The following is a 16816-nucleotide window of genomic DNA, read 5'->3' as shown; positions in this document are numbered from 1 at the left end:
TCAGCTATCAGCTATCAGCTATCAGCTATCAGCTATCAGCTATCAGCTATCAGCTATCAGCTATCAGCTATCAGCTAGAAATTTTGCTCATATTAACTTACGTGTCAAGACGAGCTTGTCTTAAACTGACGGCTGACGGCTGACGGCTGACGGCTATAAAAACAAAAAACCCAAGCCGAGGCCTGGGTTTTTAAACAGTTAACTAAAAGAGTTTACTTCTTCTTTTTAACCGCTTTTTTGTTTGGTAAATCAGTGATTGAACCTTCAAAAATCTCAGCTGCAAGGCCAATAGACTCGTTCAATGTTGGGTGAGCATGAATAGTAAGCGCTAAGTCTTCACCGTCTGCGCCCATTTCAACTGCTAAGCCGATTTCGCCAAGCATTTCGCCTGCGTTAATACCCACCATAGCACCACCGATTACACGGCCACTGTCTTTATCAAAGATAAGCTTAGTAGAACCTTCAGTACGAGCAGATGCAATTGCGCGACCTGATGCAGCCCACGGGAATACCGCAGTTTCAATGCTTAAGCCTTGCTCTTTTGCTTCTTTCTCAGTCACACCTACCCATGCGATTTCTGGATCAGTGTAGGCAATTGAAGGAATACATTTAGGGTCGAAGAAGTGCTTCTGACCAGAGATAACTTCTGCAGCAACATGGCCTTCGTGTACCGCTTTATGCGCAAGCATAGGTTGGCCAACTAAATCACCAATTGCAAAAATATGGTCTACGTTAGTACGTAATTGCTTATCAACATTAATAAAGCCACGCTCATCAACATTAACACCTGCTTTATCAGCATCAAGTAAGTTACCGTTAGGCGTACGGCCTACAGCAACAAGTACTTTGTCGTAACGTACTGGCTCAGCTGGTGCGTTTTTGCCTTCAAAAGTAACGTATAAGCCATCATCTTTCGCTTCAACGCCAACAACTTTAGTAGAAAGCATAACATTGAATTTTTTGTTTACGTATTTTTGGTAAATCTTGATGATATCTTTATCCGCAGCCGGAACTAACTGATCTGCAAATTCAACTACATCAATATCAGAACCTAGTGCGCGGTAAACCGTACCCATTTCAAGACCGATAATACCACCACCTAAAACAAGTAGTTTCTCTGGTACGTCTTTAAGTTCTAATGCGCCAGTTGAATCAATTACACGGTCATCTTCTGGGATGAACGGTAAGCTAACAGGTTTAGAACCCGCAGCAATGATTGCGTTATCAAATGTAATAGTTGTAGTGCCGTCAGCACCTTCAACGTCTAAAGTGTTGCTGCCAGTGAATTTACCGTAACCTGGTACAACTTTAACTTTACGCATCTTAGCCATGCCGTCTAAGCCACCTGTAAGCTGGCCAACAACCGACTCTTTCCAAGAGCGAATTTTGTCTAAATCAATTTGCGGAGCGCCAAAAGTAACACCGTGAGATGACATTTCTGCAGCGTCATCAATCACTTTAGCCACGTGTAAAAGTGCTTTTGAAGGAATACAACCAACATTAAGACATACGCCGCCTAATGTTTCACGCGATTCTACTAATGTAACTTCTAAGCCCAAGTCAGCAGCGCGGAAAGCCGCAGAGTAACCACCAGGACCACCGCCTAGTACAACAACTTGAGTTTTTAATTCGTTGCTCATGCTATTACCTTAATTGTTTGAACGGGACACTGCCCTAAAATTTAACTGCCATGTTTCTGCATGGGCAGAAAATCAGAGCAATTCACAAATAGTGCAAAGATTGTATCATTGCATATAGTAAAAATCCCAGCTAAAAACAACTGGCTGGGATTTGATTTTGTTCATATTGTAGCGATTACATCACTAATTGACGTATGTCGCTCATGTAGCTAGCAAGCGTTGCGGTAAAGCGTGCAGCTAGAGCACCGTCAATCACACGGTGATCGTACGACATAGATAGCGGAACCATTAATTTTGGTTCAAAGTCTTTACCATTCCACTTAGGCTTCATTTCAGATTTAGATACACCTAAAATTGCAACCTCTGGTGCATTAACAATCGGCGTAAATGCCGTACCGCCAATACCGCCTAAGCTTGAAATAGTAAAACAGCCGCCTTGCATATCAGATGACGTTAACTTACCTTCACGCGCCTTTTTAGAAATATCCATCAGCTCGCGAGATAGTTCAATAATGCCTTTTTTGTCCACATCTTTAAATACTGGAACAACTAAGCCATTTGGCGTATCTACTGCAACACCAATATTGATGTACTTTTTAAGGATAAGGCTTTCACCGTCTTCAGACAATGACGAGTTAAACGTTGGGAACTCAGCAAGTACTTTCGCTACCGCTTTCATCACAAACACAAGTGGTGTGATTTTAACGCCGAGCTTTTTCTTCTCGCTTAACACGTTTTGTTCTTTACGGAACACTTCAAGGCTGGTGATATCAGCTTCGTCAAACTGTGTAACATGTGGGATTTGCACCCAGTTACGGTGTAGGTTTTTACCCGACAGCTTTTGAATACGCGATAGTTTTTTCTCTTCAATTTCACCAAATTTAGCAAAATCTACTTTCGGCCACGGAATTAAGCCAAGCTCACCACCGCCCGCATTGCCTTTACCAGCAGGTAATTGGCCTGATTCAACTTGCTTAACTAGGTTTTTAACATAGTTTTGCACGTCTTCTTTTACTACGCGGTTTTTACGCCCTGAGCCTTTAACGTTTGCTAAGTTAATACCAAACTCACGCGCTAAGCGGCGAACAACTGGCGATGCATGAGCATATGCGCTGTTGTTTTCAAAGCTTTCGTTGCTTGCTTTAGCCGCAGGTGCTGCTTGAGCTGGCGCAGACTCGGTTTTTGCAGGTGCTGCTGGCTTTTGCTCAGCCGGGGCTGCTGCTTTTGCTGGCGCACTGCCTGCAACTTCAAAAACAAACACAAGTGAGCCAGTTTTGACTTTATCGCCAGCGGCCACTTTAATTTCTTTAACGGTACCAGCAAACGGGGCTGGTACTTCCATAGCCGCTTTGTCGCCTTCAACGTTTAAGATAGATTGCTCTTCTTCAACCGTATCGCCAACAGCAACCATGATTTCAGTTACTTCAACTTCATCATCGCCAATATCAGGTACGTTTACTTCTTTTGTGCTTGGCTCGGCGCTTTGAGTAGTCTCTGCTGGCGCAGATTCTTGCTTTGGCGCATCTGATGCAGGTGCACTTGAGCCAGCAACTTCAAAAACAAACACTAAAGAGCCTGTTTTTACTTTGTCGCCTTCGGCTACTTTAATTTCTTTTACAGTACCGGCAAAAGGAGCTGGTACTTCCATAGATGCTTTATCGCCTTCAACACTTAAAATTGACTGCTCTTCATCTACGCTGTCACCAACAGCGACCATGATTTCTGTTACTTCAACTTCGTCGTCACCAATATCTGGTACAGTTACTTCTTTAGTTGAAGAACCTGAAGCTTCTGCAGGTGCAGATGCATCAGCTTTAGCTGGCGCTTCTGGCTCACTTTGTGAGCCTGACTCTTCGCCTTCAAAAATCATGATTAACGACCCTGTTGTTACCGTGTCGCCTTCGCTTACTTTAATTTCTTTGACTGTACCTGCTTGCGCAGCAGGTACTTCCATTGATGCTTTATCGCCTTCAACGGTTAGTAGCGATTGATCAACATCTACTTTGTCGCCAACGCTTACTAAGATTTCGGTTACTTCTACGTCATCGCCACCGATATCTGGTACATTAATTTCAATACTCATTGCAAACCTCTTATGCGTACAGTGGATTTAGTTTGTTTGTGTCAATGTCGAACTTTTTAATTGCTTCAACAACCACTGACTTTTCAACATCACCACGTTTAGCAAGTTCAGATAACGTAGCAACAACCACGTAGCTTGCATTAACTTCAAAGTGACGACGTAAGTTTTCACGGCTATCAGAGCGTCCGTAACCATCTGTACCAAGCACTTTATAGTTGCTGCTTGGAATAAATGAACGCGCTTGCTCTGCGTAGTTTTTCATGTAGTCGGTCGCAGCAACAGTCACTGAGTCGTTTAATACGCTAGTGATGTATGGCGTTTTTTGCTCGCTTTCTGGGTTAAGCATGTTGAAACGCTCAACGTCTTGACCGTCACGGGTAAGCTCATTGAATGATGTTACTGAATAAACATCAGAAGCAATACCGTACTCTTCGCTTAAAATGGCTGCAGCTTTGCGTACTTCAGTCATAATAGTACCTGAGCTTAATAACTGTACGTTGGCTTTTTTACCTTCGTAGCTTTCAAGCTTGTAAATACCTTTACGAATACCTTCTTCAGCGCCTTCTGGCATTGCTGGTTGATGGTAGTTTTCGTTCATAAGCGTTAGGTAGTAGTAAATGTTTTCTTGGTTTTCACCGTACATACGACGAATACCATCTTGAATAATTACCGCTACTTCAAATGCGTACGTTGGGTCATAAGAAATACAGTTAGGAACCGTATTTGCAAGAATATGGCTGTGACCATCTTCGTGCTGTAGACCTTCACCATTTAGCGTAGTACGACCTGCTGTTGCACCTAATAAGAAACCACGTGCTTGCTGGTCACCCGCCATCCATGCCATGTCGCCAACACGCTGGAAACCAAACATAGAGTAGTAAATGTAGAATGGGATCATAGGTAAATCGTTAGTGCTGTAAGATGTTGCAGCAGCTACCCATGACGACATTGCACCTAGCTCGTTAATACCCTCTTGTAGCACTTGGCCTGATGTAGCTTCTTTGTAGTAAGAAACAATATCGCGGTCTTGAGGGGTGTAGTTTTGGCCATGTGGATTGTAAATACCGATTTGACGGAATAAACCTTCCATACCAAATGTACGCGCTTCATCAGCAATAATTGGCACAATGTTTTTGCCAATGCCTTTGTCTTTTAGTAACACGTTAAGTGCACGTACAAAGCCCATTGTGGTAGAAATATCACGTTTTTGCTCTTCAAGTAGCGGCTTAAACGCGTCTACTTCTGGCAGTTTTAGCTCTTCAGTAAACTTAGGAATACGTGTAGGTGTGTAACCTTTAAGTGCATCACGGCGTGCGTGTAAGTACTTGTATTCTTCCGAACCTTCTTCAAGCGTTAAGTATGGAAGATCTTTGATTTGCTCTTCTGATACTAAATCTTGTAGGCCTAAACGGTCACGTAAGTGTTCAACATGGCTCATGTCCATTTTTTTCACTTGGTGCGCAATGTTTTTACCTTCAGCCGCTTCACCCATGCCGTAACCTTTTACAGTTTTAGCAAGAATTACGGTAGGACGGTCGTTGGTTTGCTCAGCCTTTTTAAATGCAGCATAAAGTTTTGATGGCTCATGACCACCACGCTTAAGCGCAAAAATTTCGTCATCAGTCATATCTGCAACAAGTGCAGCTGTTTCTGGGTAACGGCCAAAGAAATGCTCACGTACGTACGCGCCATCTTTCGCTTTATATGTTTGGTAATCACCATCAATTGTTTCGTTCATCAACTGTAGTAATTTACCTGATGTATCTTTAGCTAGCAGAATATCCCATCCGCTACCCCATACAACTTTAATTACGTTCCAACCAGCGCCTTTAAATAGGCCTTCTAGTTCTTGAATAATTTTACCATTACCCATTACTGGGCCATCTAAACGCTGTAAGTTACAGTTAATTAAGTAACATAGGTTGTCTAGCTTTTCACGTGCAGCAAAAGAGATTGCGCCGCGTGATTCTGGCTCATCCATTTCACCGTCACCTAAAAACGCGTATACACGTTGGTTTTTAGTGTCTTTTAAGCCACGGCCGTCTAGGTATTTTAAAAAGCGTGCTTGGTAAATAGACGCAATTGGACCTAAGCCCATAGATACCGTTGGGAACTGCCAAAATTCAGGCATTAATTTAGGATGCGGGTATGATGGTAAACCTTTACCATCTACTTCTTGACGGAAGTTATCAAGCTGCTCAGCCGTAAGACGACCTTCAACAAATGCACGCGCATAAATACCCGGAGAAATATGACCTTGGTAGTAAACTAAGTCACCGCCGTCTACCTCATTTGGCGCTTTGAAAAAGTGGTTAAAACACACTTCATAAAACGCAGCTGATGATTGGTAAGACGCCATATGGCCGCCTAAGTCGAGATCTTTTTTCGATGCACGTAATACAATCATGATTGCATTCCAACGAATAATCGAACGAATACGACGCTCAAGGTTTACATCCCCTGGGTACGCCGGTTCTTGATCTACTGGAATAGTATTAACGTAGTTAGTTGTTGTGCCAGTTGGCATATCAACGCCGTCTAAACGGGCTTGCTCTAACACTTGCTCAAGTAAATACTGAGCTCGTTCAACACCTTCTTCGCGCACAACTGATTCAAGAGCTTGTAACCACTCTTGTGTTTCTAGCGCGTCTACGTCAATTTTATTGACTTCAGACATATGGAGGTTTCCTTATGTTTAAAATACGAATGTTGTTAATTTAATACCACGTATACCTAATTTAGTGTGTTCTAAGTACAGCGTATTAGCTTAATTTTGTTTTGTGCGTCTTAAACTACGTTCAATTCGCGAATGCTCTTTACCCGCTTCAAGTAATGCTTCTTCAATAAAGGCTAAATGGGCATTACTTGCTAGTCGGGCTTGTTCTGGATTGCCCTCAATTACGGCATCCATTAATAAGCGCCGGTGCTGGGCTAATTGATTGCTAATATCTGGTTTTTTTAATAAAACCGTTAAGTTTTGCAATACATTTTGCTCCAGTAGCGCTTGCATGCCTCGCACTAAGTGAAGTAAAACCACGTTGTGTGAGGCTTCGGCTACACTAAAGTGAAACGCATTAATTGCTTTGGCTTTTAATTGTAAATCGTTATTAACTTGAGCAATTTTATCAAAGCTTTGCTTAACCTTGGTAAAATCGGTGCTGGTACCACGAAGCGCCGCATAATATGCAGCAATCCCTTCAAGTGCATGACGAAATTCAAGTAAATCGAACTGTGATTCAGGATGCTTACTGATCAAATCAAACAGCGGATCAGTGAGCCCCTCTTCAAGCTGATTTTTTACAAACGTGCCACCGCCTTGCCTGCGAGTGACCAATCCTTTTGCTTCTAGCTTTTGGATAGCTTCACGCAGTGAGGGGCGAGACACCTCAAACTGTTTTGCAAGTTCACGCTCTGGCGGCAGTTTTTCACCTGGCGCTAATGAGCCCTCAAGAATCATATTCTCAAGTTGCTGTAAAATAACATCAGATAATTTTGCTGCTTTAATCTTTAAAGACATTAATCAACGTCCACGTTGCATAAATACTAAAAAGCCTAATTTTTAAGGCCTAGAGCTTGACGATTTACCCAAAAGGTAAATTGGTCATACCAAAAATTTTCAATAAGGTATCAAAAAGGCAAATAACTGTCAATTTACGGGTTATTTGAGCAATTAGAGTAGCGTAACGCATTTTGAACGAAGTTCAAACAATGCACAATTGAGGTTGTTTTATTCAAACGTTAACAAGATGAAAACAATTGGTCTGACCAGAGCGAATTAGAATATTCGCTCTAGTTGAATTTATTGAAGAAATTAATTTTTGAATTGGAGAAGGCCTTTGCTGCGGGCTTACCCCGCGACTAACACCCTCACCTCAATACTCCCCCTAAGCGAGATACACATTGCGCGATGTAAAATCGCGACTACGATAAACCGCCAAATAAAGTAAGCAGTGCAATCAGTACTAAATAAAAAAGCACGTTGCGTTTAACTAATTTAATCATACAAGTGGCTTCAATAGCACATCCGTAATAACGCTGCTCTACTTGCTCAGCCGCAAGCGCTGTACACGTAACTACTTTGCGGTTTGGCGTTTTAAAATCCAATACATAATGCAGCCAGCAGCTTGTACCTTTATTAAAGTTACCAATAACTAAGTAGCCAAAGCTTGCAACACGCGCTGGTAGCCAATCTAGCCAAAATAATAATTTGTGCAGCAGCGTAAAGCGATTTGCAAACACCACTTTATGGTTTTCTTTAACTAAATCGGCCAACGTACGCACTATTGCATACATCACGGCCCCTGGGGCACCAAGCATTACAAACCAAAAAATAACGGCGCAATAAAATCTAAAATTAATCCACGCTAAGGTTTGCCCAAATGTTTCTCCGCCCTCTTCATCCTCTAGGTGTTTTTGCCCCATTTGTAGTGCGTATAATGAGGCCGCGGTTTTATCATCCCGCGTTAGTGCATTTAAATACGACTTATATAAAGCGCGGTGCTTAGCACAACCAAAACAAACCAATAAAACCGCAACATTTATAGCTAACTGCCACAGTACAAAGTCAGAGAGTACATATATAAGCGCAACAGCCACTACCGGCAAAACTAACCAAATTAAAAAGCCAATCGCCGAGCCAAACAATCCGTTTTCACCAAGTAATTTACCCGAGCGGTTTAAATAACCATTAACGTAATGGCTTATTTGCCAATACTGTGAGCGCGCACCTAAACGCTCAAGTATTAGTGCAATAATTATAGAAACTAAAATCATGATAGCGACTCACTTAATTTGCTTGTTCTAGCTTGCTTATATAAGCAGGCCAATTAAAACTTTCCCCAGGGTCGGTTTTTCGCCCAGGTGCTATATCGCAATGTCCTACAACTCGCTTAGTGGTGATAAGCGGGTAACGGGTCATAATTGCCTTTGTTAGATTATGTAAGCTGGTGTACTGCGTCTGAGTGTAAGGTGTGGTATCTGTACCTTCAAGCTCAATACCTATACTAAAGTTATTACATGCGCTTTGCCCTTCATATTCAGATTGCCCGGCATGCCACGCGCGTTTATTAAATGGCACATATTGAATAATCTCGCCAGTACGTTTTATAAAACAGTGGGCTGACACTCTAAGCCCATTTAAATCACAAAAACTGGGGTGCGCATTACAGTTAATCTCACCCATAAACAGTGCATCAACGTATTCGGTGCCAAATTGCCCAGCCGGCAAGGAAATATTATGAATTACCAACAGCGAAATATTGGTATTTTCAGGGCGCTCATCAAAATGCGTACAGGGCCGCTGCGTTATATTAGCGACAACTCCGCTTGAATCTATCTGCATTATTTTAATACCACGGTATACATAAACTTGATGCTAAAGGATTTATATAAAGAATGATAGCCATTGCGGTTAGCTAACATTCAGCAGGTAGCATTACTTTTAGTAGCCATGCTATATATATAGGTGTAATAAACCCCGCTCATTTAAAAGCGCTTCTATTAGTTATTTAAACATAGTAAAATTTGCTTAATTTATTAACACTTATGAGCCTTCATATGTCAATTTCGCACACGCTTATTACTCAACTTGTCACCCTCGCCTTAGATGAAGATCTAAATTATCAATCAGCACAAGACGGCGACATTACCGCGCAGCTTATTCCACAAAACGAGCACGCAAATGCTAAAGTAATTACCCGCGAAGATTGCGTTTTTTGCGGTAAAGACATCATTATAGAAGTGTTTAAGCAAGTAGATCCAAGCGTTGAAGTAAACGTATTAGTAAATGATGGCGACTTTGTGCCAGCAAATAGCACCTTATTTACAGCTAAAGGTTCTGCCCGCGCTATTTTAACTGCAGAGCGTACCGCGCTTAACTTTGTACAAACGCTTTCGGGTACCGCAACCACAACTGCAAATTATGTAAAAGAGCTTAGCGGCACCACAACCCAGCTGCTCGATACCCGTAAAACAATACCAGGACTCAGGCTACTTCAAAAATACGCTGTTAAATGCGGCGGCGGTGCAAATCACCGTATAGGCTTATTTGATGCGTTTTTAATTAAAGAAAACCACATAGCAGCGTGTGGCGGAATTGATAAAGCAGTCGCACAAGCCAAGCAAAACCACCCTACAAAACCCGTAGAAGTAGAGGTTGAATCGTTAAATGAACTTGAGCAAGCCATTAATGCAGGCGCCGATATAATCATGCTCGACAATTTTAGCGTTGAACAAATTCAGCAAGCTGTGGTCACTACTAATAAGCGCGCTAAATTAGAGGTTTCTGGCAATATGACGCTAGAAACGCTTAAAACTTACTCGCAGGCTGGTGTCGACTTTATATCCAGCGGTGCACTTACAAAAAATTTACAATCAATCGATTTATCGATGCGTTTTGAGCAATTTTAAAGCAGTAAATTTCACTTTACTATAGCTAATCAATTGACAATCTAAGAAAAAAGGCTTTAAATAAGCCAAAAGAGCTACTTTGTAACATTTTGTTAAATAAAGTATCCTTTTTAGAAAAATATGTGTGCTTTAAGCATAAAAAAAGTGTTACACTAACCCAGTTGTATTACTTCCTTGAAAAATATAGTAATAAGTAACTGCTTTTTGTTTTAATCTTCAAAAAATACCTAAAAGATTAAAGCAAATGGTCAGTATGTTTCCTATATTTAGTCTACTTTGTGTTTAGGTAGTCTGTGCAAGTTGCAACATAATGAACTCACATTTAGCTTTTGTGTTTCATACCTAAGGCTAAAAGTACGTGAAAATTTATTTTTAAGTAAATCTGTAAAGTTAATCAGGTAAATTAAGCTTGGCACTTTCGCCACTAACCTGGCTACCTTACAAAACATTATCCTTTAGGAGAGGAAACATGAAAACAATGACTCAAAAACAACAGGGTTTCACCCTAATCGAATTAATGATTGTAGTAGCAATTATCGGTATTCTTGCTGCAGTAGCGTTGCCTGCGTATCAAGATTATACGGTACGTGCTCGCGTCGCCGAAGGTCTAGGTTTAGCATCAGCTGCAAAAGTAAATGTTCAAGATGTATTAGCATCTGGTAACCCTCGAGGCGCAGCAACAGGTTATGCTACAGGCTATAATGCGCCAACCGCCACAGCCAATACACAAAGTGTAGCAGTTGCAGCTGCTACTGGTGTAATTACAGTCACTACTACTGCTGCTGCTGGTGGTGGAACAGTTATCATCACGCCAAATGCTCCTATCGGAACTGCACTACCTGATGGGACTGCAGCATTCACACCTCCTAGTGATGCAGTGAATTGGCGCTGTGCTGCCGCCGGTGCAAATGTAGCAGATTACGATGGCGCTGTTGCGGGAAGTTTAGAAGCGCGCTTCGCTCCATCTGAATGTAAATAATGATTTTAGGAAGGGCATGTATTTTATGCCCTTCTTAATTACACTAAAAAAATGAAGATAAAATCACTGCAAAAAATAATTACTCTACATATTTCCTTATCGCTACTGCTCATAACACTTATATACTATATTATAATACCAACCTGGTACCCATCTGAGTTTTCAAAAATTTTAGCCGGAACTGAGATTTTTACTATTTTAATATCAGTTGAGCTTGGCCTAATCATAACCTTGATTTTGCTACTTTCTATAGGGAGGAATAATAGTAAGAAAGAAGTCCTTTTTATCTATTGTCTGTTCTTTTCTTTGCAAGCATCCGCTGCCATTGTCGGTATTAAAACTTTATATGAGGCAAAACCAATGTACATTGCTTATGAGTTTGACCGCTTTAGAATTGTAAGACCCATTGATATTATTTGGGGGAATGAAAAAAGGAAATATAACTTATTTAGAGGGCCTACACTTTACAGTACTGAAAAATATCCATCGAACGACATTAGGTTGTTAAAGAGTATAAGGGATTCAATAAATGGTATTTATCCATCTTTTAAAAAAGAGAGGTTAATTCCATACGAAAACTCAAAAATAGACATAATCAAAAATAGCAGAAGTTTGGCAGCATTAAGTAACAAGAAGCTCAATAAAATTATAGAATTATTCGGGAAAGTAGATATAAATACGCTGGCGTATTATCCTTTAGTCAGTTATCTCAGTGATGAATGGATTGTTATTATAAGCTTACATGACGCAACTATTATAGGCTACGCCAATGTTGATGGGTGGGAATCCTAGAAGGGTAAATTATGAGTAAAAAATCAAATCAAAAGGAGTTAGATACCTTTCTTTGGGTCGGCGTAAACTCTAGAGGTAAGCGTCTAGAAGGCGAGCTTGCTGGAAATAGTATCGCACTTGTTAAAGCGCAGCTTCGCAAACAAGGTATAACCCCTATAAAAGTTAAGCGTAAACCAAAACCACTATTTGGAATTGAAAATAAACAAAAAGTAACACCAAAAGATATTGCTTTAGTTACCCGACAGATTGCGACTATGCTGATGGCGGGCGTCCCACTTATTCAAGCGATCGAAATGATTGGTTCAGGCTCCACCAACAAAAGTGTTGCTAAGCTAATGAAGGACATTGGCGATGAAGTTAAAGCAGGTCAGCCGCTTAACCAAGCACTAAGAAAACACCCTCGTTATTTTGATGATTTGTATTGTGATTTAGTGGCATCGGGTGAGCAGTCGGGTGCGCTTGATAAAATTTTCGACCGTGTTGCCCTTTACAAAGAAAAATCAGAAGCGCTTAAGTCAAAAATTAAAAAAGCCATGTTTTATCCTATCGCGGTTTTAGTGGTTGCTCTCATAGTTACCTCAATACTACTTATATTTGTAGTGCCACAGTTTCAAGATATTTTTAATGGCTTTGGGGCGCAGTTGCCTGCATTTACTTTATTTGTTATTGGTATTTCTGAATTTATGCAAGAGTACTGGTGGGTTGCTCTAATTACAGTGGTTGCTGCCGGTTGGTTATTTAAAGAGGCTAGCCTTAGAAGTTTAAAACTAAGAGACGCAACCGACAGAGCTATATTAAAACTCCCTGTAATTGGTATGATTTTAAATAAAGCCGCTGTTGCACGATATGCTCGTACGCTTTCGACCACCTTTGCTGCGGGTGTACCCCTTGTTGATGCGCTAGATTCTGCAGCAGGTGCATCCGGTAATGCTGTGTATCGCTATGCTATTTTAGATATTAAAGCAGAGGTGAGCTCGGGTAACCAAATGAACTGGGCGATGCGTAACTCTAAAATATTTCCTGATATGGTTATTCAAATGGTAGCTATTGGTGAGGAATCAGGCTCGTTAGATGGTATGCTTGCTAAAGTAGCGACTATTTATGAGCAAGAGGTGGATGATGCTGTTGACGGATTGTCTAGTTTACTCGAGCCATTAATAATGGCTGTATTAGGTGTACTTGTCGGTGGTTTAATTATTGCTATGTATTTACCTATATTTGAGTTAGGTTCTGTTGTTTAGTTGTAGAGTTTTATATGCAAAGTATTATTGAAGTAATGCAAAGCCAATTGTGGTTTTATTTAACCACGGTTGGCTTAGTCAGTTTATGTGTAGGTAGTTTTTTAAATGTAGTTATTTATCGACTGCCGTTAATGATGCAGCGAGAATGGCAAAGTGAATGTAGATTATTATTAGAAGATGAACTAACAGCCAAACCTACACAAGCCAGTAACAGTGAGCCATTTAATTTAGTAAAACCTAATTCTACCTGCCCTAAATGCAAAACCGCGATTAAGCCTTGGCAAAATATTCCTATAATTAGTTGGATTATGCTTAAAGGTAATTGTGCTAATTGCAGTAACCCAATATCAGCGCGTTACCCAATAGTTGAAGCCATTACCGCGCTATTAAGTTTAGTTATTGCCTACAGTTTTGGGGCTACTGAGCACGCCCTTTTATATATTTTTGTTACCTGGATTTTAGTGGCGCTCACCTTTATTGATATTGACCATATGCTATTGCCCGACCAGCTCACTTTACCTTTAGTATGGCTTGCACTTATAGCCGCTGTAATGGGTTTAACAATAAGCCCAAGCGAAGCAATAGTGGGTGCCGCATGCGGCTATTTAAGCCTGTGGAGTGTATTTTGGTTATTTAAGCTATTAACCGGCAAGGAAGGCATGGGCTATGGCGATTTTAAGTTACTGGCCGTATTTGGCGCACTGCTTGGGTGGCAGTCACTATTAACCATTATTTTGCTTTCAAGTGTGGTGGGCGCCATTATTGGTATTGCCCTTTTAAGTATTCAAGGTAAAGACAAAGCAACCCCTATTCCATTTGGCCCCTACTTAGCTATCGCGGGTTGGATAACACTGCTGTGGGGCGCTCAAATTCAAGCTGCGTATTTTAATTTAATTGGTTATTAGTATGAATAAGCCAGCAACTAAAATAAACAATTGGGTATTGGGTTTAACAGGTGGTATTGGCTGCGGTAAAACGGCTGTTAGTAATATGTTTGAAGAACTGGGTATTTGCGTTGTTGATGCGGACATTATTGCCCGCCAAGTGGTAGCGCCTAATAGCACAGGGCTAAATGCAATCATTGAACACTTTGGCGAGGGTATTTTACTGCCCGATGGTACATTAAACAGAGCAGCGCTGCGCACTAAAATATTTACCAACAATGATGATAAAGAGTGGCTTAACGCACTATTACACCCGCTTATTAGGGAGAAAATACTCACCGATTTAAATAATGCAAGCAGTGCTTATGTTGTATTGGTTGCACCATTATTGTTTGAAAATAAACTTAACAAATACTGCAACCGTACTTTATTAATTGATGTACCACAGCCTGTGCAGATTGAACGTACTATAAAACGCGACAATATTAGCCTTGAGCAGGTAAATAGCATTATAGCGTCACAAATGCCACGGGAAGAAAAACAACAAAAAGCCGATGATATTCTAAATAATGACCGCGATTTATCACTTGTTCATGCAGAACTTGTTGTTCTTCATAAAAATTACCTACAATATGCAGTATAAAATACAACTAATGCCCCTTAATGCGGTCATAACAACATAAACTCGTAATTTGGTTAGCAAAAAAGGTGTTGATAAGCACAGCGAATTTAATCACCTGCTTTTTTCTGATAAATTGTTAACTATTGAAGGACTAAAATAGGTGCGCAATGAATATTAACTCACCGTTATTGAGAAAATTTATAACGCTTGGCCGCATTGATGCCGATACCGTAAAAGCAAAACAGCAAGAGTTTGCCTCAACCGCTGAGCTTATATCTAAATGTGGAAAAATTGACAGCAACGATTTAGCTGAACAATGTATAGACTTATTTCGCGTACCGTATTTTGATTTAAAAGACTTCGACCCTGCACAAATCCCCGAAGACTTAGTTAAAGAAAAGCTAATACGTAAACACCACATTTTACCGTTGGTTCAAAAAGGCAGAAAAGTATACATTGCCGCCTCAGATCCGACTGATTACGGTGCCTTTGAAAACTTTGAATTTAGCACCGGCTTATCGTGCGAAATAGTCGTGGTTGACTATATTCAGCTGGATAGCAAAATTGAGCAACTACTTGATGCTGCAGGCAGCTTAGATTTAAGCGCCGATGAATTTAAAGAGTTTGCCGACTTAGATAATGAAGGCCCTAAAGAAACCACACCTAAAGATGATGATAAAGACGATGCGCCAATCATTGTTTATATCAATAAAATATTAATGGATGCCATTAAAAAAGGCGCTTCTGATTTACACTTTGAACCTTACGAGCACAAATACCGTATTCGCTTTCGTATTGATGGCATTTTGCATGAAGTTGCCAACCCTCCCAATACCTTAGCAAGTAAACTGTCGGCGCGTATCAAAGTAATGTCGAGGCTCGATATTGCTGAAAAACGTAAACCACAAGATGGCCGTATTAAATTAAAAATTACCGAGCGTAAAAGCATCGATTTTCGTGTAAGTACTATGCCTACGTTATGGGGCGAAAAAATAGTAATGCGTATTCTTGATTCATCAAGCGCTATGCTAGGTATTGACGTATTAGGTTACGAAGAGGATCAAAAAAAGCTCTACATGGATGCGCTTGGGCAACCACAAGGCATGATACTAGTGACCGGCCCAACGGGCTCTGGTAAAACCGTATCGCTTTATACAGGTTTAAATATACTTAACCAGCCGGAGCGTAACATTAGTACCGCCGAGGATCCGGTTGAGATAAACCTCGAAGGGGTTAACCAAGTACAAATTAACCCGAAAGCCGAAATGACCTTTGCTAACGCCTTGCGTGCATTTTTACGTCAAGATCCAGATGTAGTGATGGTAGGTGAAATACGTGACCTAGAAACCGCAGAAATTTCAATTAAAGCGGCGCAAACAGGTCACTTAGTGTTATCAACACTACATACCAACTCAGCGCCAGAAACCATAACGCGTTTATTAAATATGGGCGTGCCTGCGTATAACGTGGCAAGCTCTATAAGTTTGATTATTGCCCAGCGCTTAGCTAGGCGTTTATGCCCTAAGTGTAAAACTCCAGAAACACTGCCAGCAGAAGAATTGGCTCGTCAAGGATTTAGCACAACACAAATTGAAGATATGACACTATACGCACCCAAAGGCTGCGAAAATTGCACCGATGGTTACAAAGGCCGTGTGGGCATTTACGAAGTAATGCAAATTACCCCTGAAATTGCACAAATTATTATGCGCGGTGGCAACTCGCTCGAAATCGCAGAGGTATCGCTACAAGCTGGGTTTAATAACTTGCGATTATCGGGTTTAAGAAAAGCCGCCGATGGTTTAACGTCTCTGGCTGAAATTAATCGCGTAACCAATATGTAAAAGTGATAGCCCTAATTAGGGCTAAAACACATTGTAGAGAGTAAAGTATGCCAACAATTGTTAACTGTCCAACCTGTAAAAACAAAGTTGAATGGTCACAGCAAAGCCCACATCGCCCTTTTTGTTCTAAGCGTTGTCAGCTTATTGATTTAGGTGAATGGTCTTTTGAGAACAATAAAATATCAACGCCTATTACCTCGGCTAACCAAATTAGCCAAGATATGATTGAAGATATTGAAGAGATGATGGCTAAAAACGATGACGACTTTTTTAAATAAGCGTTTTTCACCCTCTTAAACGACAAAAGCCAGCATTAAGCTGGC

Annotated in this window: 14 protein-coding genes; 8 read left to right on the top strand and 6 right to left on the bottom strand. The window is 40.8% G+C overall.

All coding sequences use genetic code 11. The features are described from left to right. Nucleotides 1-212: 212 nt before the first annotated feature. The 6 genes from lpdA to ampD form a co-directional block, all read right to left on the bottom strand. Nucleotides 213-1640 (bottom strand): dihydrolipoyl dehydrogenase, encoded by a 1428-nt coding sequence (gene lpdA / locus MSC25_RS16790; protein WP_029773352.1) that lies wholly within the window; start codon nucleotides 1638-1640, stop codon nucleotides 213-215. A gap of 175 nt (nucleotides 1641-1815) precedes the next feature. Next, nucleotides 1816-3723 carry a pyruvate dehydrogenase complex dihydrolipoyllysine-residue acetyltransferase gene (gene aceF, locus MSC25_RS16785; RefSeq protein WP_248444005.1) on the bottom strand — a complete coding sequence of 636 codons (1908 nt, stop codon included), beginning with the start codon at nucleotides 3721-3723 and terminating at the stop codon, nucleotides 1816-1818. A 10-nt stretch (nucleotides 3724-3733) separates the two neighbouring features. Then, on the bottom strand, nucleotides 3734-6400 hold the full coding sequence (gene aceE / locus MSC25_RS16780; RefSeq protein WP_024031395.1) for a pyruvate dehydrogenase (acetyl-transferring), homodimeric type: 2667 nt from the start codon (nucleotides 6398-6400) through the stop codon (nucleotides 3734-3736). Between the two features lie 90 nt (nucleotides 6401-6490). Continuing rightward, nucleotides 6491-7240: a pyruvate dehydrogenase complex transcriptional repressor PdhR gene (gene pdhR / locus MSC25_RS16775; protein WP_004588597.1), complete on the bottom strand. Its 750-nt coding sequence runs from the start codon at nucleotides 7238-7240 to the stop codon at nucleotides 6491-6493. 404 nt (nucleotides 7241-7644) lie between these two features. Next, entirely contained in the window at nucleotides 7645-8496 is an 852-nt protein-coding gene (ampE, locus tag MSC25_RS16770) for a beta-lactamase regulator AmpE (protein ID WP_248444004.1), read from the bottom strand. A 13-nt stretch (nucleotides 8497-8509) separates the two neighbouring features. Beyond that, the gene (gene ampD / locus MSC25_RS16765; protein WP_248444003.1) at nucleotides 8510-9064 is read right to left on the bottom strand and encodes a 1,6-anhydro-N-acetylmuramyl-L-alanine amidase AmpD; all 555 of its coding nucleotides are present in this window, start codon (nucleotides 9062-9064) and stop codon (nucleotides 8510-8512) included. Between the two features lie 215 nt (nucleotides 9065-9279). Here ampD and nadC point away from each other — a divergent pair, with 215 nt between their 5' ends. The 8 genes from nadC to yacG all read left to right on the top strand — a co-directional run bounded on the left by nadC (nucleotide 9280) and on the right by yacG (nucleotide 16771). Then, complete coding sequence (gene nadC, locus MSC25_RS16760; protein ID WP_248444002.1) at nucleotides 9280-10131, top strand: carboxylating nicotinate-nucleotide diphosphorylase; 852 nt, start codon at nucleotides 9280-9282, stop codon at nucleotides 10129-10131. Nucleotides 10132-10600: 469 nt separating this feature from the next. Next, nucleotides 10601-11110 (top strand): pilin, encoded by a 510-nt coding sequence (locus tag MSC25_RS16750; protein ID WP_282448147.1) that lies wholly within the window; start codon nucleotides 10601-10603, stop codon nucleotides 11108-11110. Nucleotides 11111-11161: 51 nt separating this feature from the next. Then, entirely contained in the window at nucleotides 11162-11902 is a 741-nt protein-coding gene (locus tag MSC25_RS16745; protein WP_248444001.1) for a hypothetical protein, read from the top strand. 11 nt (nucleotides 11903-11913) lie between these two features. Beyond that, nucleotides 11914-13143: a type II secretion system F family protein gene (locus tag MSC25_RS16740; protein WP_248444000.1), complete on the top strand. Its 1230-nt coding sequence runs from the start codon at nucleotides 11914-11916 to the stop codon at nucleotides 13141-13143. 14 nt (nucleotides 13144-13157) lie between these two features. Further along, entirely contained in the window at nucleotides 13158-14048 is an 891-nt protein-coding gene (locus MSC25_RS16735) for an A24 family peptidase (protein ID WP_248443999.1), read from the top strand. A gap of 1 nt (nucleotide 14049) precedes the next feature. Then, nucleotides 14050-14670 carry a dephospho-CoA kinase gene (gene coaE / locus MSC25_RS16730; RefSeq protein ID WP_004588604.1) on the top strand — a complete coding sequence of 207 codons (621 nt, stop codon included), beginning with the start codon at nucleotides 14050-14052 and terminating at the stop codon, nucleotides 14668-14670. Between the two features lie 146 nt (nucleotides 14671-14816). Next, the gene (gene pilB / locus MSC25_RS16725) at nucleotides 14817-16493 is read left to right on the top strand and encodes a type IV-A pilus assembly ATPase PilB (RefSeq protein WP_126008292.1); all 1677 of its coding nucleotides are present in this window, start codon (nucleotides 14817-14819) and stop codon (nucleotides 16491-16493) included. A gap of 47 nt (nucleotides 16494-16540) precedes the next feature. Then, nucleotides 16541-16771 (top strand): DNA gyrase inhibitor YacG, encoded by a 231-nt coding sequence (yacG, locus tag MSC25_RS16720; protein WP_024031401.1) that lies wholly within the window; start codon nucleotides 16541-16543, stop codon nucleotides 16769-16771. Nucleotides 16772-16816 lie beyond the last annotated feature (45 nt).

The organism is Pseudoalteromonas sp. 1CM17D (assembly GCF_023161805.1).
Taxonomy (GTDB): Bacteria; Pseudomonadota; Gammaproteobacteria; order Enterobacterales; family Alteromonadaceae; genus Pseudoalteromonas; species Pseudoalteromonas atlantica.
This window is presented reverse-complemented; position numbering and strand designations above follow the sequence as displayed.